This is a genomic window from Paraprevotella xylaniphila YIT 11841 (assembly GCF_000205165.1).
In the GTDB taxonomy this organism is placed as follows: Bacteria; Bacteroidota; Bacteroidia; order Bacteroidales; family Bacteroidaceae; genus Paraprevotella; species Paraprevotella xylaniphila.
Genome location: NZ_GL883827.1, coordinates 168,793 through 189,564 on the forward strand (window position 1 = coordinate 168,793; position 20,772 = coordinate 189,564).

Genomic DNA, 20,772 nt, shown 5'->3' on the forward strand with positions numbered 1-20,772 from the left:
ACTTATTATTTATACAGGTTTATATCAATAACTTTAGGTTGCTGTGCCTCGTGCTTGTGCTCACTGCCGGCATAGATATACAAATTACCTATCAACTGGTTCGCCAAACGATTCTTAGGCAACATTCCCTTTACTACTTTTCTCACCAACCTATCCGCGCCGTTAGGACGAGACATCAAACGGGCCGGAGTCATTTCACGCTGGCCACCGGGATAACCTGTATAACGGAGATATACGCGATCCGTCCATTTCTTACCGGTCAGCTTCACCTTGTCCGCATTGATGATAATTACATTATCACCGCAGTCCACGTGAGGCGTAAAATTCGGTTTGTACTTACCTCTCAATAATTTTGCCACCTTAGAGCCGAGACGACCTAACACTTGGTCTGTTGCATCTACAACGACCCATTCTTTCTTCGCGGTCTCCTTATTGGCCGAAATGGTCTTGTAACTTAAAGTATCCATTCTTTAATTTAAAAATAAAATTGTTACTACTAAAAAAACTTTAATTTTCCTTTTCTGCGATTCCCTAACCGCCCTTCCAGGCCAATGAAAGAGCTATTAACACGCAGGTTCTAAGACTTTTATCGTCTTTTTGATAATAATCGGCTTGCAAAATTACTACTTTTCAATCAAACGTCCAACAAAATCCACAAACTTTTTCACCTTTTCTTAGAGTTCAAGGCGCATGATATAATCATTCATATAGAACCCGTTACCGATATCGAAATCGCCTTCACGGTCGATGCGCATGCCCATACGGCGATAAAAACCAAGCGCTGGATTTTGCCGGTTCACGTTCAGCTCTATTGCCCGCGCCTCCGGACAAATCCGTCTTACATACGCCACGGCATGGCGGAACAAGGCACTTCCACAATGGCATCCCTGAAAATCAGGCAAAACATAAATTTTCTCCAAATGGAACACTCCGGCATCCTCCGGCCTCACGGACACATAACCGGCCGGCTCGTCCTCCACATATATAATAAAGTACACGTGCCCTTCTTCCGTCATTTGCCGACGCAAGTTGGCTTCGTCGTACATCCAGTGCATCATATACTCGATTTGCTCCGGTGTCAGTATGGCCTGGTAAGTAGCAGGAAAAGCTTCCCAAGCCAAGCTATTAATTAAATCACAATCTTTTATTGTAGCTTCCCTTATAGTATATCGGGGTTCTAAATCATGTATACTCATTCTTTTATGTTCCTTTATACTATGGGCAAAGATAAGGCTTTCTCATGCGTTCCACAACCCAACGCTTATTTTTCAAATCCCATCGTCGACAATTTAACATAAGGCATGCTTACAGTTATCCCCCACGCCTCCAAAAACGGACTTACCACAAAAGATATATCTCCTCTATCCCCCCTAAAAAGTCCATAGTTCCAACTTACAGAAAACAAGACACAGCACATCCTAAAATCAATCTCCTGAGATTGATTTTTCATTCTCAGCCGATTGATTTTTCACTTTCAGGAGAAAAAAACACCAATCTGCGGAGATTTATAAAAAGTTGTAATTCAGATATTTGCAAGACTTACGTTTCATGACAAAATGAGTGACGAAAAAAGGATGCCCGTTAGCGGGCATCCTTCTCTTATATATGTTTCCCACTCGGGAGAACAACAGGCTTAGAACTCTGCGTTCTTCGGGGTACGGGGGAATGGAATGACATCGCGGATGTTCTGCATTCCGGTGACGAACAAAATCAAACGCTCGAAACCCAAACCGAAACCGCTATGCGGACATGTGCCGAAACGGCGGGTGTCGAGATACCACCACATGTCCTTCATCGGGATATTCAGCTCCTCGATACGGGCCATCAGCTTGTCATAGTTCTCTTCACGCTCGGAACCTCCGATAATCTCGCCAATTTGAGGGAACAACACGTCCATGGCACGCACCGTCTTCCCGTCGTCGTTCATCTTCATGTAGAAAGCCTTGATTTCCTTCGGATAATCCGTCAGAATGACAGGACGCTTGAAATACTCTTCCACCAAGTAACGCTCATGCTCGCTGGCCAAATCGGCTCCCCAATATATCGGGAACTCGAACTTGCGGCCGTTCTTCACGGCCTCCTCCAGAATCTCGATACCTTTCGTGTAAGGCAAGCGCACAAAGTCGTTCTCTACCACGAAGTTCAGGCGTTCGAGCAACGTCTTGTCAATCATCTTGTTCAGGAAAGCCAAATCGTCCTGGCAATGCTCCAAAGCCCAACGCACACAGTACTTGATGAAGTCCTCTGCCAAATCCATATTGTCGTGGATGTCGTTGAAAGCCACTTCGGGCTCAATCATCCAGAACTCGGCCAAATGGCGCGGCGTGTTGGAATTCTCTGCACGGAACGTAGGCCCGAAAGTGTAAATGGCTCCCAAGGCCGTGGCACCCAACTCACCTTCCAACTGCCCGGATACGGTCAGCGAAGTCGTCTTGCCGAAGAAATCGTCGGAATAGTCTATCTTCCCCTCGTCGTCTTTCTTCAAGTCATAGAGGTTCTTCGTAGTCACCTGGAACATCTGTCCGGCTCCTTCGCAGTCGCTGGCCGTAATAATCGGTGTATGGAAATAGAAAAAGCCGTGCTCATGGAAGTAACGATGGACGGCCATCGCCATGTTATGGCGGATACGGAACACCGCACCGAACGTGTTGGTACGCAAACGCATGTGGGCATGCGTACGCATATACTCCATGCTCTGCCCTTTCTTCTGCATCGGATAATCCGAACCGCACGTACCCAACACCTCTATTTCACGGGCTCGGATCTCCACGGCTTGTCCCGAACCTACACTTTGCACCAATTCACCTGTCACACTCAGGCACGCACCGGTCGTGATGAGTTTAATCAGTTCATCATCAAACTTATCCGCATCGGCCACTATCTGTACATTATTAATCGTAGACCCATCATTCAAAGCAATGAAATGGACAGACTTGCTGCCTCGCCGCGTACGCACCCAACCTTTTACATTGACCTCCGAACCGTAGTCTTCACGCTTCAGTACATCTATAATCTTTATTCTACGAATAGTTTCCATTTTTTTCCTCTTTATGATATCCTATCATTCGAACGCTCCCATACGCAACATGTTGACTTCCTGTTCTGTCAGGAATCTCCAGTCGCCCCGGCGGACGTTCTTCTTCGTCAGTCCGGCAAACAGCACGCGGTCGAGCTTCACCACACGGTAACCTAAAGCTTCGAATATGCGGCGCACAATACGGTTTTTACCGGAATGGATTTCGATGCCTATCTGTTTTTTATCGGTAGGACTGGCATACTCGATGGCATCAGCCTTGATCTCACCGTCTTCCAACGTGATGCCCTCGGCAATCTGCCGCATGTCGGCTGCTGTTACGTTCTTGTCTGTCGTCACATGGTAGATTTTCTTTTTCAGGAATTTGGGATGCGTCAACTTGGAAGCCAGTTCTCCGTCATTGGTAAACAACAGCACGCCCGTAGTGTTGCGGTCAAGGCGCCCCACCGGATAAATACGTTCACGGCAAACATTCTTGACCAAATCCATCACGGTCTTGCGGTTTTGCGGATCGTCGCTGGTAGTCACGTAATCTTTCGGCTTGTTCAGCAGGACATACACCTTGCGCTCGATGCTCACCGGCTGTTCGTGGAACTTCACCTCGTCCGAACGCTTAACTTTCGTACCCAACTCCGTGACCACCGTCCCGTTGACGCTCACCACGCCTGCCGTGATGAATTCGTCCGCTTCACGACGGGAACAAACTCCGGCATTGGCCAAGAACTTGTTCAAACGAATCGGAGCATCCGGATCCACATTGAGTTCTTTATACTCAATCTGTTTCTTCAAGCTATATTTGGCATTGGGGTCATAATTGCCGGTACGGCGCTGCTGCGGCCTGCCTCCGCCGAAACGATTGTTCCCATAGCCGCCTTGCGGACGACGGAAACCGCCACCATTATTGTCGCGGTTGTAGCCTCCTTCACGGTTACCGTAACCGCCTTCGCGACGGTATCCACCGTTGTTCGGACGGAAGCCACCCTCACGGTTATATCCCCCTTCTCGGTTGGCATACCCGCCTTCACGACGATACCCTCCATTATTCGGACGGAAACCGCCATCGCGGTTATAGCCTCCTTCTCGGTTGGCATATCCCCCCTCCCGATTATAGTCCTGACGGGGCTGATAGCTGCGATAAGGACGCTGGGCACCACCGTAACTACGCTGTTCGCCACCAAAGCCACGCTCTTCACGGTTGTAAGACGGGCGGAAAGGCCGTCCCTCCTGTGCACCGTCGGCCCCATTGGCCGTATAAGCACGCTCGGCCCGCTGAATCCGCGGCCGCATCACACGACCTTCGCGCACTATGCGGTTCGTACCTTGATTGTTGTTCTCACTGTCGAATGGCTTATAGCCCTCACGGCTACGATCTGTCCTTTCAGAAGCAAAATTATCCTGCCATTTTTCGTCTTCCATACTTTTTTCCTTTCTATATAATAATTAAAACAAGGAGACTGCGTTCGCCCTCGCGGGCCAATCGCATCTCCGGTCAACATTTTTAAATACCCGTGTAAGAATGGGGCGTAATGGCACGAAGCTCTTGCTTCACCTCTTCACTGACAGCCAGCCCCTCTATGAAATTCTTAATGGATTCTTCCGTTATTGCCTGGTTCGTACGCGTCAAGGCCTTCAAAGCCTCATAAGGATGAGGATATGCCTCCCGGCGCAAAATCGTCTGGATAGCTTCGGCCACGACCGCCCAACAGTTGTCCAAATCGGCATTGATGGCCTCACGGTTGAGCAACAACTTGCGTAAACCTTTCAGCGTGCTCTGGATGGCTATTACCATGTGCCCCATAGGTACACCGACATTGCGCAAGACTGTGGAGTCCGTCAAGTCACGCTGTAAACGCGACACCGGTAACTTCATGCTCAAATGTGCCAATATGGCATTGGCTATGCCCAAATTACCTTCGCTATTCTCGAAATCGATCGGGTTCACCTTATGGGGCATGGCACTGGAACCGACCTCGCCGGCTTTAATCTTCTGTTTGAAGTACTCCATAGACACGTACTGCCAAAAATCACGGTCCAAGTCAATCAAAATCGTATTGATGCGCTTCATGGCGTCGAAAACCGCCCCCAAATTGTCGTAATTGGAAATCTGGGTCGTATACTCCTCACGCTCCAACCCCAACTTGCCTGCCACAAAATTATTGCCGAACGACTTCCAATCATAACGGGGATAGGCCACATGATGGGCATTGTAGTTCCCCGTCGCTCCACCGAACTTGGCCGTAATGGGGCACGCCTTGAGCATCTCCAACTGGCGTTCCAGACGATAGACAAATACCATCACTTCTTTCCCCAAACGGGTAGGCGAAGCAGGCTGTCCGTGTGTCTTGGCCAACATGGGCACGTCATTCCATTCCCCTGCATACGCACGGAGTTGGGCTATCAGTTCCTCCATTTGGGGATAGTAACATTCCTCCAACGCTTCCTTGATGGACAAAGGAACCGATGTATTGTTGATGTCCTGGGATGTCAGTCCGAAATGGATGAATTCCTTATAAGCCTCAAGACCGCCGATTTTATCAAACTCTTCCTTGATAAAATACTCCACAGCTTTCACGTCATGGTTCGTCACGCTCTCTATTTCCTTCACCCGTCCGGCATCCGCTTCCGTGAAATCCCGATATATGTCACGCAAACGGGGAAACAAGTCATGATTGAAAGCAGCCAACTGCGGCAAAGGCAATTCGCACAAAGTAATAAAGTATTCTATCTCTACACGCACACGATAGCGAATAAGCGCGTATTCAGAGAAATAGGAAGCCAAAGCCTCTGTTTTACCTCTATAACGGCCGTCTATCGGAGAGATGGCCGTCAACAAATCCAATTCCATAAAAGTAATACGTATTATTTATGGTGCAAAAATAGTCTATTTTATCGGTTTGCACATATAAAATAGAGAAAACTTATCTAAAAAACAAATAACAATGACATAAAACAACAAAAGACACCCGTAAGGTGTCTCTTTATCCGTGGTGGGCGCTGAGGGATTCGAACCCCCGACCCTCTGCTTGTAAGGCAGATGCTCTGAACCAACTGAGCTAAGCGCCCCTCTTGCCCTGACACGAAAGAGAAGAAGAATCTGTGGTGGGCGCTGAGGGATTCGAACCCCCGACCCTCTGCTTGTAAGGCAGATGCTCTGAACCAACTGAGCTAAGCGCCCCTCTCTTTCGTTTCAAAAGCGATGCAAAGGTACGGTTTTTTTTCTTTCCTGCAAATTTTTGGCGCACTTTTTTTAAATAAAAATCCGTCGCAGGATTTAGCTCCTGCGACGGACGGTATTCATTTTCCCCCGGCCTATATCATTTTACACTAAAACGAGCTGCCTGCTCGGCAATCAAGGCCTCATCGTCGAAATAATTTATCTTCATGGCCTTACGCACCTCCGACAATGTGTCGGCCGCTACGGCGCGAGCCGCCTCACATCCGTTCTTCAGCATCTCATATACGGCCGGAATGTCTTGCTCGAACTCCTTGCGACGCTGACGGATAGGCTCCAATTCCTCCTGCATCACGGCTGCAAGGAATTTTTTCACCTTCACGTCGCCCAAACCTCCACGGCGGTAATGGGCTTTCAGTTCCTCCAAATCGGCATAATCCGGCAAATAACGGCCGAAATGCTCCGGACGGGAAAAAGCATCCAAATAAGTAAACACCGTATTGCCCTCCACTTGTCCTGGATCGGACACCTTCAAGTGGTTGGGATCCGTGTACATGGTGCGTATCTTCTTCTCCACCTCGTCTGCCGAATCCGACAAATAAATACAGTTACCGAGAGACTTGCTCATTTTTGCCTTGCCGTCGGTACCCGGCAAGCGCAGGCAAGCGGCATTTTCGGGCAACAGGATATTGGGTTCCACAAGCGTATCCCCGTAGATATAGTTGAAACGACGGACAATCTCACGCGCCTGTTCCAACATCGGCTCCTGATCCTCTCCCACCGGCACGGTCGTTGCCTTGAAAGCCGTAATGTCAGCAGCCTGGCTGATGGGATAAGCGAAGAACCCCACAGGAATGCTCGCCTCGAAGTTACGCATTTGTATTTCTGTCTTCACCGTAGGATTACGTTGCAGGCGCGACACGGACACCAAGTCCATGAAATAGAAAGACAACTCGCACAACTCCGGTATCTGAGACTGGATGAAGATGGTAGACTTGGCCGGATCGATGCCGCAGGCCAAGTAATCGAGCGCCACTTCTATCACGTTCTGCCGTACTTTTTCCGGATTATCTATATTGTCCGTCAAGGCCTGGGCATCTGCTTCAAAGATGAATATTTTATCGAACTGACCGGAGTTTTGCAACTCTACTCTTCTTCGTAAAGAACCTACATAATGGCCGATATGCAATTTTCCGGTAGGACGGTCTCCCGTCAATACAATTTTTTCCTGCTTCATTTTCTGTCTGTATAATTAGTTCTGCAAAGATAGTGCAAATCAAGTGCAAAACGCCAAGCTTACTTGGAATATTTGCCAAGATGCCGCCTATTTTATGAAAAGCCGCCGAGTGCACCATGAAGAAACCAACAAGGCTCACCCAAAAAGTTGGTCTAAATCATCCTGCTCCAATATGGCAACAACGACCTTGCCGTCAGGGGTCTGGTTGGGGTTACGACAGACGAACAAGTCGTCTACCAAAGCCTCCATCTCTTCATTGGACAACACCTGCCCTTGCACAATGGCCGCGCTACGGGCCAACGACAAAGCAATATAATGGCGCACATCTTCCTCTACATTACATCCCTTTTCGATGGAAGAATGCACAATGCCGCGCACCACCTCCACCGGATTCAACCCCTCTGTCCCTGAGGGGATGGCGTTAATGGAGAAACTTCCGCCGCCCAACACGGACAAATCAAATCCCAAGGCATGCAAATCATCCGTCAGGTGCTCTAACACAATGCCCTCTGACGGGGGCAACTGTAACATTTCAGGAAAAAGCAGCCCCTGAGATTGTCCGTTGCTACCCTCCATTTGTTTACGGTAACGGTCGTAAAGCACACGGATATGTGCACGATGCTGGTCGATAATCATCAGTCCGGACTTTACCGCCGTCATGATATATTTGCCTTTATACTGATAATGTTGGGTTGATTTTTCAAAAGTGTCCTTTGCATCCGCATACAAAGTCAGGTCATCGGGGAGGGAGGATGAGAAATCTCCTCCTCCGAAATCGTTCGTCACTACGGAAGACACACTTTGCTCCACACCCTCATACAAAGGTTCCCAATCCATCCGCTGCGATTTATAACCGGAAGAAGAGCCGGACTTAAAAGGATTAAAATCGGGATTCACCTCCAATACCGGAGCTTCGACGGTTGCCGGAGAGAAAGCATTGCCAAAGACAGGAATGTCCGGAGCGCCTTCCGTATCAAAATCAATCGTAGGCACGGCATTGAAACGCCCTAACGACTCCTTCACCGCCGCCACTATAATCTGCCAGATGGCCAGTTCGTTTTCAAACTTGATTTCCGTTTTCGTAGGATGGATGTTCACGTCGATATTGGCCGGATCTACTTCGAAATAGAGAAAATAAGACACCTGCTCACCGACGGGTATCAACTGTTCGAAAGCCTCCATCACCGCTTTGTGGAAATAAGGGTGACGCATGTAACGTCCGTTCACGAAGAAGTATTGATGGGTTCCTTTCTTACGGGCTGAATCCGGTTTACCCACGAAACCGGACAAACGGACCAAAGAAGTCTCCACATCGACGGCCAGAAGCTGCTCGTTGAGTTTCTTGCCGAAAATATTGATGATACGTTGGCGCAATGTGGATTTCGGCAAACTGAGCACGACACTGCCGTTTTGTGTCAAAGAGAAAGCTATGTCTTCATGCACCAAAGCCACGCGCTCAAATTCTTGCAATATGTTGCTCAACTCAGTCTGATTGGACTTCAAGAATTTGCGGCGTGCCGGTACGTTAAAAAAAAGATTGCGTATCAGGAAATTACTTCCCGGCGCACAGGAAACCGGCTCCTGCCCTACCAGTTGGGAGCCTTCGATATTCACGCACGTTCCCAGTTCGCTTCCGGCTTGACGGGTCCTCAATTCCACTTGGGCCACGGCTGCAATAGAAGCCAAAGCCTCTCCCCGGAAGCCCATCGTGCGCAAAGCAAACAAATCGTCGGCTTTACGTATTTTGGACGTGGCATGGCGTTCGAACGAAAGACGTGCATCGGTCTCAGACATCCCCTTCCCGTTGTCCACTACTTGAATAGAAGTCTTGCCCGCATCTTCCACCACCACGTCAATCCGTGTAGCCGAAGCGTCTACGGCATTCTCCACCAATTCTTTTATCACAGAAGCCGGCCGTTGTATCACTTCACCAGCGGCAATCTGGTTTGCCACCGAATCCGGCAACAGATGTATAATATCGCTCATCTTTCAGAATATGCTTAAAACCGGAAACTTCCAGTCAATAAATAATGCCAAACGAAAAGCAACGCACCGATGACAATCAATGCTACTCCCCATTTCATAGGCTTACGCCCGCTTTCTTTCCTGCGCCGCAGGTGCTTTGTCCCTTTCACGAAAGTTCCACGGATATCTTCAGGATTGAACTCCTTCGGCGGCAGCATGCCCAACTCCCGTTTGGCACGCTCTTCTATGGCCTTTAGTTTTTCTTTTCGTTCATTTATATATATATAAGGATGATGGAACTTTCGGGGTTCACGTGTCTTAAAGAGTGCCATAACTATTTCTTTTTGATTTGATCCAAAGATTGTAAAGGTGCCTTGTGCTTGTAAGACGCCTTAAGTTCCGTTCCGGACTTCTTGGGACGCCATACGAATATATCGTCTTTGTTCAACGGACGGATATAGTCAAACCAGGCAAAATTGGACAAATAGAGCCGGTTGGGCGGTATCATGACTATCGGATAGATTACCCCCGTGGAAGCCGGCATCCATATTTTCTCCATTTTCCGATCCTTCATGAACAGTTTAAGTTCCGTTGTTTCCGTATAGTTCAATCCTATCATCAAGCTGTCGTCGTCAAACATATAATAGTCGACATAAACGTTGCCGTTCACCCACGTCTCATACATCTCCCCGTCACGGAAATAGGAGATCATCTCTTTCCCCGCCACTTGATTGTAATGCACCGAGTCGATCCGCTCCACGGAAAGAGTCTGGTCTATGACATGAATCCGGTCTATGGTGGAATCATTCAAATAAACTTTAATCACCTCTCCCAATACTTGCTGCCCTCCGTTCCATACGATCGGATCGCGATACATCGTGATACAGGTATCACGCGAATCGAACACCAAAGAGTCGCAAACAGACTGGACATCCATACGGTAAGAACGCACCTTGTGGTAGCCCCGGACTTCGCGGTACATGCTATCGGTATCCATGTAGAAAGTGTACACCTTGAACGTATCGGCATGCATGTACATCGTATCACGTTGCGAATAATCTATAGCTACCGCACTATCCGTCGCCATGGAATAACCGGTACTGTCGTTATAGTAACAATAATTTCCTGTCAGCATGTTCTTATTAACCTCGTCGGTGTAGACCACATTACGGAAACCTTCTCCCACACCGGACTTGCTGTCATAATACAAACTGTCGCCCACCATCTTGCGTCCCTTGTTGGTCACAATGGAACGGTCGAGCAGGATGGCTTCCTCTGTCTGAGTATTGTAAAAGCCCGACTCGGAATAAATATGATTGTCGCCGCTGTCGATATTGGAAGGACCGACAATCTCTGCCATACTCGTCTGGGTATTATAGTTCAACGTATCGGAAATCAACGTAAACTTCGGGTTCTCCAACTTCACATTATAATTAAACACGGCCTGGCGCGTAGGCGGACTATATTGCCCCCAATCGGAAGTCAGCACATTGTCCTTGTCTACCAACCTTCCTCCTTCGAAAAAATATCCCAGTTCATACAGGCGGTCGTAATCGAGACTGTCCGTATAGAGTTTGGATTCACGATGTGTCAGTACCACATTGTGGCGGACACGGGCCAACTGGTCCAAACCGTTATACAGCAACATGTCGCCCACCAAATCCAATGTATCCCCCTGTACCATCTTCACATGCCCGAAAGCATCGAATGAGTTCGTGGCCTCATAAAAACAAGCACTGTCGCAATACATCAGCACCCCGTCGTGTTGGAACTGTACATTCCCCGTCAATATTTGTGCACCGGGATGCCGGTACTGGTCATACGTAAGGTTATCCGTATGCAACAAAATAACCTTTGTCTTCGACTGCTCCCGCTGCGTCTGTTCTCCGGCATAAGACACCGCAACATAAAGCCCAAACAGGCATAGAATACAAAAGAAAAGTAATCTATGCCCGCCGTTTATTCTTTTATTCTGTTTTTTATCTTTCATTTTATCCATCCGGGATATTCAAAATCACAATCCCCCCAACCTTCGTTAATACGTATGTAAGTGGATTTCTGTTTATCTTTTATCCATTGATTGATTTTCTGTTCCTGCAACTTGGCCATGACCACGTCCTTCAGCACTTGAAAATCCTCCGACATAGAAGCCCGGTGTGCTTTAATATGCGTTTTCAATTTTACCACGGCACACACTTCCTTGCCCTTAGAGTTAACCATCAAGAAAGGATTGGAAATCTCTCCGGTCTTCATCGTGGAAACCACTTTGGCCACTTCGGCCGGCAATTCCTGTAACTGGAAACGGGAAGTACGGATTTGGTCACCCACCGACTGGTCGAACTTCACATTCGTCATCAATCCCCGGTTGTTACGGCTGTCCTTATCATCAGACAAGAAAGTAGCAGCCTCCTCAAAGGAATATTTCTCCTTACGGACATCCTCGGCTATTGAATCCATACGCACCATCGTCGTATCAATATCTGCTTGGGCCAACTTGGGCTTACGTAGTATATGACGTACTTTTACCTTATCTCCACGCTTGTCTACCAACTGAATGATATGGAACCCGTACTCGGATTCCACGACTTTCGATATCTTCTTAGGATCGGTCAAACTGAAAGCGACATTGGCAAAAGCCGGATCCAGTTCTCCACGCCCCACATAATCCATTTCTCCTCCATAGCGGGCTGAACCCGGATCCTCCGAATACAGGATGGCTAAAGTGGAAAATGAGGACTCTCCATTATTGACGCGGTCTGTATAATCACGCAATTCCGCCTTTACCCGTTCGATTTCCTCCTGAGGAATACGTGGCTGTTGCGTTATAATCTGCACTTCCACCTGATCGGAAATCCACGGCAAACTATCTTCCGGCATATCCTTAAAATAACGCCGCACTTCGGCTGGTGTCACCTTGATGTCCGAAGTCAAGTTCTCCCGTACTTTTTGTACCGTGTATTGTTCTTTAAGAGATTCGAACATCATCTCACGAATCTGCGTCATCGTCTTATGATAATATTCTTCCAACTTCTCTTTAGAACCGGCACGCATGATCAATTCATTCAAACGTGCCTCCATGCTGGCGGAAATCTGGGAATTATCGACTTCCACACTGTCTAACTGTGCCTGATGCAAAAATAACTTCTGTATGGCCAACTGTTCGGGAATGACACAATAAGGATTACCGGAGATGTTCGCCCCGAAATCCATACGGGCTGCTTCCACATCAGAACGCAAGATTGCCTCGTCGCCCACCACCCAAATAACTTCATCCACCACGTTATTCGGGCTTTGTGCAAACAAATGCATTTGTATCCCTCCAAAAAGGAATACAAATGCATATAATAACTTCTTAAAAAGATTCATATACTACTTGTTCTAAACTGCCTACGAAGATAATGTTATTCAAGGCTGCTTCAATGCTTGTTAACTGTATTTAAAACCTCTTTATATATTTCAACCTTATAGGTTTCCCGCAATCTGCGTACAAACTCCGCTTCGCAAGCTGCTTGATAATCTGAGACCACCTCCCCACGCACGTCTGTCCATTCTTTAGGTTTCTTCAACTTCTTGCCGTACACAGCCGTATACGGATAAGCCTGGGAAGCCTTGGGCTCTTTCTTTTCCTTAAAGACCAGATGATCCACAAAAGCATTGTCTCCTTTCTTAAACAAATTCTTTTCAACCCTGATTTGCTTTACGGAGTCCTGATTGAAAGATGCACGCAAGGTATCTATCCATTGAGCCTCATCCACCGATTTCAACAGTTTTCGTACGTCTTTCACCAACCCTTTGTCTTTGCAATGGTACACCACCCCTCTATAGCGCGGCTCATCCCATTTATACTTCGACCTGTGGGCCTTGAAATAAGCTTCCAATCCGACCGTATCCTTGGCGGCTTTGTCCCAAACCTCGCGCGTACTTATCTCATATAGCAAAAGTCCGTCGTGATACTCTTGAACCAGATACTTCAGGCTTTCGTCTTTAGCACAAAGCTCCCGCGCCTTTTGCTCTATCACATCTTCTTCTGTCAATTGTCCGGATGAACTTTTTACTAAAGAATCTATGGCTATCGAAGCCACACGCTCTTTAAGTCCCCGGCTTTCCAAAAAACGCTGCAATTGCGGCTTTAACTCCTCATACGGCTCAAGCTGCTTCCGGTCTTTCATCCACACGATATGGTATCCCATCGGTGACAGGAAAGGTTTCGACATTTCACCTTTATTCAGAGAAAAGGCAACATCCTCAAACTCTTTCAAAGTCTGCCCCTTGGCAAACCACCCTCCCAAATCGCCTCCTCGAGCGGCAGAACCTTTGTCGGCAGAACATTGCTTGGCCAAAGTTGCAAAATCAGCCCCCTGCTGCAAGGCTGTATAAATGGAATCTATGCGTTCTTTTGCTTTTGCCTGTTCTTCCGGCGTAGCTTTCTGTGCCACTAAAATCATGATATGGGCAGGATGTACCAAGCCGTCCGGGCCAATGGAAGCCTTCATTCCATCATAGTAACGCCTCAACTCTTTTTCTTCTGCCGACAACGACACGAAATAAGGACGTATCTGTTGGTCACGATAAGTCCGGAACTCTTTCTTAAAAGAAGAAAGCGTATCATAACGGGCATCTAATGCTGCTTCCACTTTCAACTTATAGTTCACAAACAAATCCACATATTCATCAACGGTCTTCTTATCTACGACATTCTCACCATTATTCTTATTAAAATTATACTCGAATTCCGAACGAGAGACATCCTTCCCATTGATTTTCATGACAACAGGATCATTCCCCTCTGCATATAAGATGCCCGTCAGGCATAACGAGCAACACCAAAGTGCAAACTTCCTCATCATTTTCATCATTCCGGACGACTATAATTCGGAGCCTCACTCGTAATAGTCACATCGTGCGGATGGCTTTCAAGCACACCGGCATTCGTGATTCTCACGAACTTCGCCTGATGCAATTCCTCTATCGTATTGGCACCACAATACCCCATTCCGGAACGCAGCCCACCTATCAATTGGAAGATGACCTCCTGAACTGTTCCTTTATAGGGTACACGACCGGCAATTCCTTCCGGGACCAATTTCTTCACATCTTTCACTGCCGCCTGAAAATAACGGTCTTTTGAACCGCATTCCATGGCTTCAAGAGAACCCATGCCCCGATAAGACTTGAATTTACGACCATTAAATATAATAGTATCGCCCGGAGATTCTTCCGTGCCAGCCACCAACGAACCAATCATCACACAATATCCTCCGGCAGCCAATGCCTTGACCACATCACCCGAATAACGCAATCCGCCGTCCGCAATCAAAGGAACTCCCGTACCCTCCAACGCACTGGCGACATCGTAAATAGCCGATAACTGCGGCACTCCGACACCGGCTACCACACGAGTTGTACAAATAGAACCCGGGCCGATTCCGACTTTCACACCGTCGGCACCCGCTTCCACCAACATTTTAGCAGCTTCTCCCGTAGCCACATTACCCACTACGATATCCACATCCGGAAATTCAGCCTTGGCGGCTTTCAATTTCTCAACCACATATTTGGAATGACCGTGTGCCGTATCAATCACAATAGCATCAGCTCCGGCTTCCACCAAGGCACGCATGCGGTCCAACGTATCAGTAGTTACTCCGACTCCTGCCGCCACGCGCAAACGCCCCTTCTCATCCTTACAAGCCATTGGTTTGTCTTTCGCTTTCGTAATGTCCTTATAAGTAATCAAACCAACCAACCGGCCATCCTTATCCACCACAGGCAATTTCTCAATTTTATTCTCCTGCAAGATTTTGGCCGCAGCCGAAAGGTCTGTCTGCTGATGCGTCGTAACCAGATTCTCTGAAGTCATCACTTCATCTATCTTACGGTCGGGATTCTGCTCAAAACGCAAATCACGATTCGTAACGATACCCACCAGTTTGTTTTCATCGTCTACAACGGGAATACCTCCGATATGATACTCGCTCATCATATTCAATGCATCTCCCACCGTACGCCCGCGTTTAATCGTCACCGGATCATAAATCATACCATTTTCCGCACGTTTCACAATAGCCACCTGACGAGCCTGCTCTTCTATGGACATATTCTTATGAATCACACCGATACCTCCTTCACGGGCAATAGCAATAGCCATTGGAGCCTCGGTTACAGTATCCATTGCAGCCGTGACAAAGGGAACTTTCAATTCAATGTGACGAGAAAACTTTGTGGTCAACTCCACCGTACGTGGCAAAACTTCTGAATAAGCGGGGATTAACAATACATCATCGTAAGTCAATCCGTCCATTACAATTTTATCTGCAATAAAAGATGACATAGGCTTTAAATTTATTGCATGCAAATATACGCATTTTTATATGAAATAGCGACTTTTTTTATTTTTTTTGTGATAAAAGGCAGCCATACCATTTCAAAAACAGCATGGCAGCCTTAGCACTTGTTTACTTCATGTTTCACAGACTACAAAAGAAGGATACGAATACAGGTACGCTTAAATCAATTAAAACGCCATGCAGAATAGCAATAGGCATCATATCCTTGCCGGAATAGCGCAGGATAGAAGGCAACAGCACATCCATCGAATTAACCCCTGCTGCCGAAATCGGAGCAAACTGCCCGAAACATTTACGGATGAGAGGAGTTCCCAACAATGCCATCATTTCACGAAAGATATTGGTCAACAATGCAATTGTCCCTAATTCAGTCGCCAACTGAAGGCCTAACGACGGTTCTTTAAACTGGGTAATCAAAATGGAAGACAAAGAATAGTAAGCAAAACCACTCCCTACCGCCATACAGTCAAACACACTCCATTGGCTTAATAACAAACTGGCTAAAGCCGAAAAGAGTAACGTTCCGATGATCGTACCCAAAGGAACAATCAACATTTTCGGAGTAAAATGAACCAACATACCCTTCAAGTCCTCATTGCTGCCTATATTGATGCCCACCTGAAACATCAAAGCATATAATATGTACATCGAAAGATTGTGCGTATCGAATTGCATGTGGGCACCAAAACCTATCAGACAACCTAACAAAAAGAACAAGCAAACAATCATACTTCCTTTCATCATTCTCCTCCTTTCCTAAAAAAAAGATAATATACCAACCAAGCTGCTATGATACTTCCCAACACACTGAAACAAGCCAACAAAGCCGCCTGTCCGCTGAACCGTCCCAAATTACTGACGATTAAGCTGTTCGACCCAACCGACATCCCCAAAATAAAAAGCATAGCAAAAACAGTCAACGGAATGGTCTTCTCCGTTTTTCGCATGAGTTTCAAGTCACGCAACAAATAACCAGTCCCCAATCCGACAAACATAATAGATATAATCTTAAACATACACGAAACACATTAAAAGGGTAAGACATTCCGACCCGCCCTTCTCTCAAAGAACCAGCCGTACTTTCTAAAAATCTCACGAAAAAATGTTCGGAAAAAGAATAGCATCCTGCGTGTCCTTCATACGAACAGTACCACAGAGGAATTTATTCCGAACTTACCCCTTTCAAATAAAACCACTGAACCAGTGCACATGCACGAGGAAACGCTCGCAAAAAGGAGAAATCCTCTTTACGTCCCACAACATGTGATATATTAGGGCTTGTTGGTTCATGAATACATTTATTATAATACTGCACGGCAAAGATACGCAACTTCTACCGAACTACCAAATCATTCTGCAAAAACAATATGCCACAAAAAAGGGCGCAAACAGCTTTTGTTTACGCCCTTACTTCTTTATCTTTTTCAAAAATCGTTTCGCCTGTTATCAATTTGCCATCTCAGAAATAAATTTGATTCGCACCAAACGGACTTCTTCTTCTGTATAATCATCCCCCAACTCGTCCATGGCAACAGATAAGCTGTCCGTCTCCGACTCTTTGAAATAATCATAAATATCCAACAAATGGTCTTCGTCCATTGCCTCATCCAAGAAATAGTCGATGTTCAGTTTCGTCCCGGAATAAACAATCGCCTCTATCTCATCCAACAGTTCATTGAAATCAATCCCCTTAGCCGACGCAATATCGTCCAACGCCACCTTACGGTCGATACTCTGAATGATACTCACTTTCAACTTCGACTTATTGGCTACCGTACGTACCCTCAAGTCTTCCGGGCGCTCAATCTCATACTCTTCGCAATGTTGGCGTATCAAATCGCAAAACTCTTTTCCGTAACGTTTTGCCTTCCCGGCACCGACACCCGGAATGTTTTGCAACTCCTCTATGCTGACCGGATACATCGTAGCCATCGCCTCCAACGAAGGATCCTGGAAAATGACATAGGGCGGCACATCCAACTTCTTGGACATTTTCTTACGCAAGTCCAACAACGCATTGAACAACGCCGGGTCTGTCACGCCTGTACCTCCTCCGGAACGGCTTACAACCTCCTCGGCATCATCTTCAAACTCATTGTCTTCCGAAACCATGAAAGATTCCGGCTTCTTCATGAACTTACGACCTTTTGCCGTCAACTTCAGGATGCCGTAATTCTCAATCTCCTTCTCCAGATAACCGGCTATCAATGCTTGCCGGATTACGGCATTCCAAAACTTTTCCTCATGTTCGTCACCGCATCCGAAACACTCCAGATCGGCATGCTTATGAGCGATAACCTCGTCTGTCTCCTTACCAACTAATACATCTATAATATAATCTGCCTTAAAATTCTCTTTCACTGCTTGTACAACCTCAAGCAGTTCCTTTAATTGACTCTTTGCTTCCACTTTCTTTTTCGGGTGTAAACAGTTATCACAATTACCACAATTCTCCTCATGATATTCCTCACCGAAGTAATGCAACAAGAACTTACGACGACACACGGAAGATTCCGCATAAGCAGCTGTCTCCGAAAGGAGCTGACGCCCGATATCCTGTTCGGCCACAGGCTTGCCTTCCATGAACTTCTCCAACTTCTGAAGGTCCTTGTAGGCATAATAAGTTACGCATAAACCTTCTCCTCCGTCACGTCCGGCCCTACCGGTCTCCTGATAATACCCTTCAAGGCTCTTGGGTATATCATAATGAATCACAAAGCGTACATCCGGCTTGTCTATCCCCATGCCAAAGGCAATGGTAGCCACAATGACATCAATACGCTCCATGATAAAATCATCCTGCGTCTGCGACCGGGTAGCCGAATCCATTCCGGCATGATAAGCCCTCGCGTTAATGTCGTTCGCCCGGAGTATTTCGGCTAATTCTTCTACCCTCTTACGGCTTAAAGCGTAAATAATACCGCTCTTCCCCGGACGCTGTTTGATGAATCTGATAATATCCTTATCTACATTCTTTGTCTTGTTCCTTACTTCGTAATACAGGTTCGGACGATTAAAAGAGCTCTTAAACTCCTTGGCATCCGTCATCCCCAAGTTCTTTTTGATGTCGCCGCGCACTTTATCGGTTGCCGTAGCCGTCAAAGCGATTACTGGTGCCGTACCGATATCGTTGATTATCGGGCGAATCCGCCTGTACTCCGGCCGGAAGTCGTGCCCCCATTCCGATATACAATGCGCCTCGTCTATCGCATAAAACGAAATTTTCACATTCCGGAGAAAATCCACATTCTCGTCTTTCGTCAACGATTCCGGGGCAACATAAAGCAACTTGGTCTTCCCGCGCAGAATATCACTCTTCACCATATCTATCGCCCCTTTGTTCAGAGACGAATTCAGATAATGGGCAACGCCGTCATCTCCGCACACCGCCCGGATTGCATCCACCTGATTTTTCATCAAAGCAATCAAAGGCGATATGACAATCGCCGTACCTTCCATCAAAAGAGACGGTAACTGGTAACACAACGATTTCCCTCCGCCGGTAGGCATCAGCACAAAAGTATCCTTGCCTGCCAACACATTGCGTATGATGGCTTCCTGATCGCCCTTAAAGGTTTCAAAGCCAAAATACCGCTTAAGAGGTTCTGTCAAATTCAGCATTGTATCCATATCAATAGTTTTCCAATAAAATCAAACTCAGGTTTAACATTGTTGCCCCTAACAAAGTTATAAACAAACACCTCATATTTGCAAATTATTGGGAAACTATTTTCAGGATTTCTTCATTTCTTAACTCAAAATTCCGCGAACGCCCTCCTGTTAACTTGCTTTCAAACCGGCAAGGTTAGCCTTCTCCAATTGCTTTTTAGCATAATCCAATGTCACCTTGAACGTCTTTACTTTCTTGGAGGGGATTTCAAACATCGCATCCATCATGATACTCTCCATGATGGAGCGCAATCCGCGGGCACCGAGATTGTATTCCACAGCCTTGTCCACAATATACTCCAACGTATCTTCGTCAAAAGACAGCTTAATGCCATCCATTTCAAAGAGCTTGACCTGCTGCTTCACGATGGAGTTCTTCGGTTCCGTCAGTATATTGCGCAATGCCGTACGGTCGAGCGGATTCAAATAGGTCAGCACCGGCAAACGGCCTATGATTTCCGGAATCAGCCCAAAAGACTTCAAGTCCTGCGGAAGGATATATTTCATCAGATTAGACTTGTCGATATGCTGCATATTCTGCACCGAGTTATAACCGACCACATGCGTATTCATCCGTTGGGCTATCTTCTTCTCGATACCGTCAAATGCCCCTCCGCAGATGAACAGGATGTTACGCGTGTCCACATGGATGTAATCCTGATCCGGATGCTTGCGTCCCCCCTTGGGCGGCACATTGACCATCGAACCCTCCAGAAGTTTCAGCAGACCCTGTTGTACCCCTTCCCCGCTCACGTCACGCGTGATGGAAGGATTATCACTCTTACGGGCTATCTTGTCGATTTCGTCGATAAAGACAATACCCCGTTGGGCGGCCTGTACATTATAATCGGCCACCTGCAACAGACGGGATAGGATACTCTCTACGTCCTCCCCTACATAGCCGGCCTCGGTAAACACAGTAGCATCCACTATCGTGAAAGGTACATGCAATAATTTGGCTATGGTACGGGCCAGAAGGGTTTTTCCCGTTCCGGTGCTTCCCACCATGATTATATTCGATTTCTCGATTTCCACTCCATCGTCCGATGTCTGCTGTGCCAATCTTTTATAATGGTTGTAAACCGCCACGGCAAGATTACGCTTGGCATCATCCTGCCCGATGACATACTGGTCCAGATAAGCCTTAATATCGCGCGGTTTGGGCAACTCAGCCAAATCGAACCCCAAATCATCCTTCTCCTTGTGCTCCACGGGCAAAGAATCTTTCACAATCCGGTAAGCCTGTTGCGCACAGTCGCTGCATATAAAACCATTCACCCCGGTAATGAGCAAAGGCACATCGCGCTCCGCCCTGCCGCAAAAAGAACATGCTTTCTTCATTGCCATT

At 46.9% G+C, this 20,772-nt stretch carries 16 protein-coding genes and 2 tRNA genes; all 18 read right to left on the reverse strand.

The window, feature by feature from the left end; translation table 11 throughout:
* Nucleotides 1-5: 5 nt before the first annotated feature.
* The 18 genes from rplM to clpX all read right to left on the reverse strand — a co-directional run bounded on the left by rplM (nt 6) and on the right by clpX (nt 20,771).
* Complete coding sequence (gene rplM, locus HMPREF9442_RS04415; protein ID WP_008625767.1) at nt 6-467, reverse strand: 50S ribosomal protein L13; 462 nt, start codon at nt 465-467, stop codon at nt 6-8.
* A gap of 207 nt (nt 468-674) precedes the next feature.
* Entirely contained in the window at nt 675-1,196 is a 522-nt protein-coding gene (locus HMPREF9442_RS04420; RefSeq protein ID WP_008625768.1) for a GNAT family N-acetyltransferase, read from the reverse strand.
* 437 nt (nt 1,197-1,633) lie between these two features.
* Nucleotides 1,634-3,037, reverse strand: coding sequence for an asparagine--tRNA ligase (gene asnS / locus HMPREF9442_RS04430; RefSeq protein ID WP_008625772.1), 1,404 nt, complete (start codon nt 3,035-3,037; stop codon nt 1,634-1,636).
* 24 nt (nt 3,038-3,061) lie between these two features.
* The gene (locus tag HMPREF9442_RS04435; RefSeq protein WP_040602601.1) at nt 3,062-4,450 is read right to left on the reverse strand and encodes a pseudouridine synthase; all 1,389 of its coding nucleotides are present in this window, start codon (nt 4,448-4,450) and stop codon (nt 3,062-3,064) included.
* 82 nt (nt 4,451-4,532) lie between these two features.
* On the reverse strand, nt 4,533-5,879 hold the full coding sequence (gene purB / locus HMPREF9442_RS04440) for an adenylosuccinate lyase (RefSeq protein ID WP_008625778.1): 1,347 nt from the start codon (nt 5,877-5,879) through the stop codon (nt 4,533-4,535).
* A 140-nt stretch (nt 5,880-6,019) separates the two neighbouring features.
* A tRNA-Val gene (locus HMPREF9442_RS04445) sits at nt 6,020-6,097 on the reverse strand.
* Between the two features lie 34 nt (nt 6,098-6,131).
* A tRNA-Val gene (locus HMPREF9442_RS04450) sits at nt 6,132-6,209 on the reverse strand.
* 139 nt (nt 6,210-6,348) lie between these two features.
* On the reverse strand, nt 6,349-7,443 hold the full coding sequence (gene trpS, locus HMPREF9442_RS04455; RefSeq protein ID WP_008625781.1) for a tryptophan--tRNA ligase: 1,095 nt from the start codon (nt 7,441-7,443) through the stop codon (nt 6,349-6,351).
* Nucleotides 7,444-7,578: 135 nt separating this feature from the next.
* Nucleotides 7,579-9,429, reverse strand: a complete 1,851-nt coding sequence (gene mutL / locus HMPREF9442_RS04460) for a DNA mismatch repair endonuclease MutL (protein WP_008625782.1) — start codon at nt 9,427-9,429, stop codon at nt 7,579-7,581.
* Between the two features lie 14 nt (nt 9,430-9,443).
* Nucleotides 9,444-9,740, reverse strand: coding sequence for an FtsB/FtsL family cell division protein (locus HMPREF9442_RS04465; RefSeq protein ID WP_008625783.1), 297 nt, complete (start codon nt 9,738-9,740; stop codon nt 9,444-9,446).
* A gap of 2 nt (nt 9,741-9,742) precedes the next feature.
* Nucleotides 9,743-11,398 (reverse strand): OstA-like protein, encoded by a 1,656-nt coding sequence (locus HMPREF9442_RS04470; RefSeq protein WP_253271015.1) that lies wholly within the window; start codon nt 11,396-11,398, stop codon nt 9,743-9,745.
* Complete coding sequence (locus tag HMPREF9442_RS04475) at nt 11,395-12,774, reverse strand: peptidylprolyl isomerase (protein WP_008625785.1); 1,380 nt, start codon at nt 12,772-12,774, stop codon at nt 11,395-11,397. The genes HMPREF9442_RS04470 and HMPREF9442_RS04475 overlap by 4 nt, the downstream gene beginning before the upstream one ends.
* Before the next feature lie 50 nt (nt 12,775-12,824).
* Complete coding sequence (locus HMPREF9442_RS04480) at nt 12,825-14,264, reverse strand: peptidylprolyl isomerase (RefSeq protein WP_008625786.1); 1,440 nt, start codon at nt 14,262-14,264, stop codon at nt 12,825-12,827.
* Nucleotides 14,261-15,739, reverse strand: coding sequence for an IMP dehydrogenase (gene guaB / locus HMPREF9442_RS04485; RefSeq protein WP_008625787.1), 1,479 nt, complete (start codon nt 15,737-15,739; stop codon nt 14,261-14,263). Before guaB ends, HMPREF9442_RS04480 begins: the two co-directional genes overlap by 4 nt.
* Before the next feature lie 136 nt (nt 15,740-15,875).
* A complete protein-coding gene (locus HMPREF9442_RS04490) occupies nt 15,876-16,496 on the reverse strand; it encodes a LysO family transporter (RefSeq protein WP_087944070.1) in 621 nt (206 codons plus the stop codon).
* Nucleotides 16,496-16,771 (reverse strand): LysO family transporter, encoded by a 276-nt coding sequence (locus HMPREF9442_RS04495; protein ID WP_008625798.1) that lies wholly within the window; start codon nt 16,769-16,771, stop codon nt 16,496-16,498. Before HMPREF9442_RS04495 ends, HMPREF9442_RS04490 begins: the two co-directional genes overlap by 1 nt.
* Nucleotides 16,772-17,201: 430 nt before the next feature.
* Nucleotides 17,202-19,385 (reverse strand): DNA helicase RecQ, encoded by a 2,184-nt coding sequence (gene recQ, locus HMPREF9442_RS04500; protein ID WP_008625799.1) that lies wholly within the window; start codon nt 19,383-19,385, stop codon nt 17,202-17,204.
* Between the two features lie 150 nt (nt 19,386-19,535).
* Nucleotides 19,536-20,771 (reverse strand): ATP-dependent Clp protease ATP-binding subunit ClpX, encoded by a 1,236-nt coding sequence (gene clpX, locus HMPREF9442_RS04505; RefSeq protein ID WP_008625801.1) that lies wholly within the window; start codon nt 20,769-20,771, stop codon nt 19,536-19,538.
* Nucleotide 20,772 lies beyond the last annotated feature (1 nt).

Excerpts from the sequence above, each read along its gene's own strand:
- rplM (WP_008625767.1), bottom strand. The coding sequence starts at position 467 with ATGGATACTTTAAGTTACAAGACCATTTCGGCCAATAAGGAGACCGCG.
- HMPREF9442_RS04420 (WP_008625768.1), bottom strand. The coding sequence starts at position 1,196 with ATGAGTATACATGATTTAGAACCCCGATATACTATAAGGGAAGCTACA.
- clpX (WP_008625801.1), bottom strand. The coding sequence starts at position 20,771 with ATGGCAATGAAGAAAGCATGTTCTTTTTGCGGCAGGGCGGAGCGCGAT.
- HMPREF9442_RS04490 (WP_087944070.1), bottom strand. The coding sequence starts at position 16,496 with ATGAAAGGAAGTATGATTGTTTGCTTGTTCTTTTTGTTAGGTTGTCTG.
- guaB (WP_008625787.1), bottom strand. The coding sequence starts at position 15,739 with ATGTCATCTTTTATTGCAGATAAAATTGTAATGGACGGATTGACTTAC.
- trpS (WP_008625781.1), bottom strand. The coding sequence starts at position 7,443 with ATGAAGCAGGAAAAAATTGTATTGACGGGAGACCGTCCTACCGGAAAA.
- HMPREF9442_RS04465 (WP_008625783.1), bottom strand. The coding sequence starts at position 9,740 with ATGGCACTCTTTAAGACACGTGAACCCCGAAAGTTCCATCATCCTTAT.
- mutL (WP_008625782.1), bottom strand. The coding sequence starts at position 9,429 with ATGAGCGATATTATACATCTGTTGCCGGATTCGGTGGCAAACCAGATT.
- HMPREF9442_RS04470 (WP_253271015.1), bottom strand. The coding sequence starts at position 11,398 with ATGAAAGATAAAAAACAGAATAAAAGAATAAACGGCGGGCATAGATTA.
- HMPREF9442_RS04480 (WP_008625786.1), bottom strand. The coding sequence starts at position 14,264 with ATGATGAAAATGATGAGGAAGTTTGCACTTTGGTGTTGCTCGTTATGC.
- recQ (WP_008625799.1), bottom strand. The coding sequence starts at position 19,385 with ATGGATACAATGCTGAATTTGACAGAACCTCTTAAGCGGTATTTTGGC.
- HMPREF9442_RS04495 (WP_008625798.1), bottom strand. The coding sequence starts at position 16,771 with ATGTTTAAGATTATATCTATTATGTTTGTCGGATTGGGGACTGGTTAT.
- HMPREF9442_RS04435 (WP_040602601.1), bottom strand. The coding sequence starts at position 4,450 with ATGGAAGACGAAAAATGGCAGGATAATTTTGCTTCTGAAAGGACAGAT.
- HMPREF9442_RS04475 (WP_008625785.1), bottom strand. The coding sequence starts at position 12,774 with ATGAATCTTTTTAAGAAGTTATTATATGCATTTGTATTCCTTTTTGGA.
- asnS (WP_008625772.1), bottom strand. The coding sequence starts at position 3,037 with ATGGAAACTATTCGTAGAATAAAGATTATAGATGTACTGAAGCGTGAA.
- purB (WP_008625778.1), bottom strand. The coding sequence starts at position 5,879 with ATGGAATTGGATTTGTTGACGGCCATCTCTCCGATAGACGGCCGTTAT.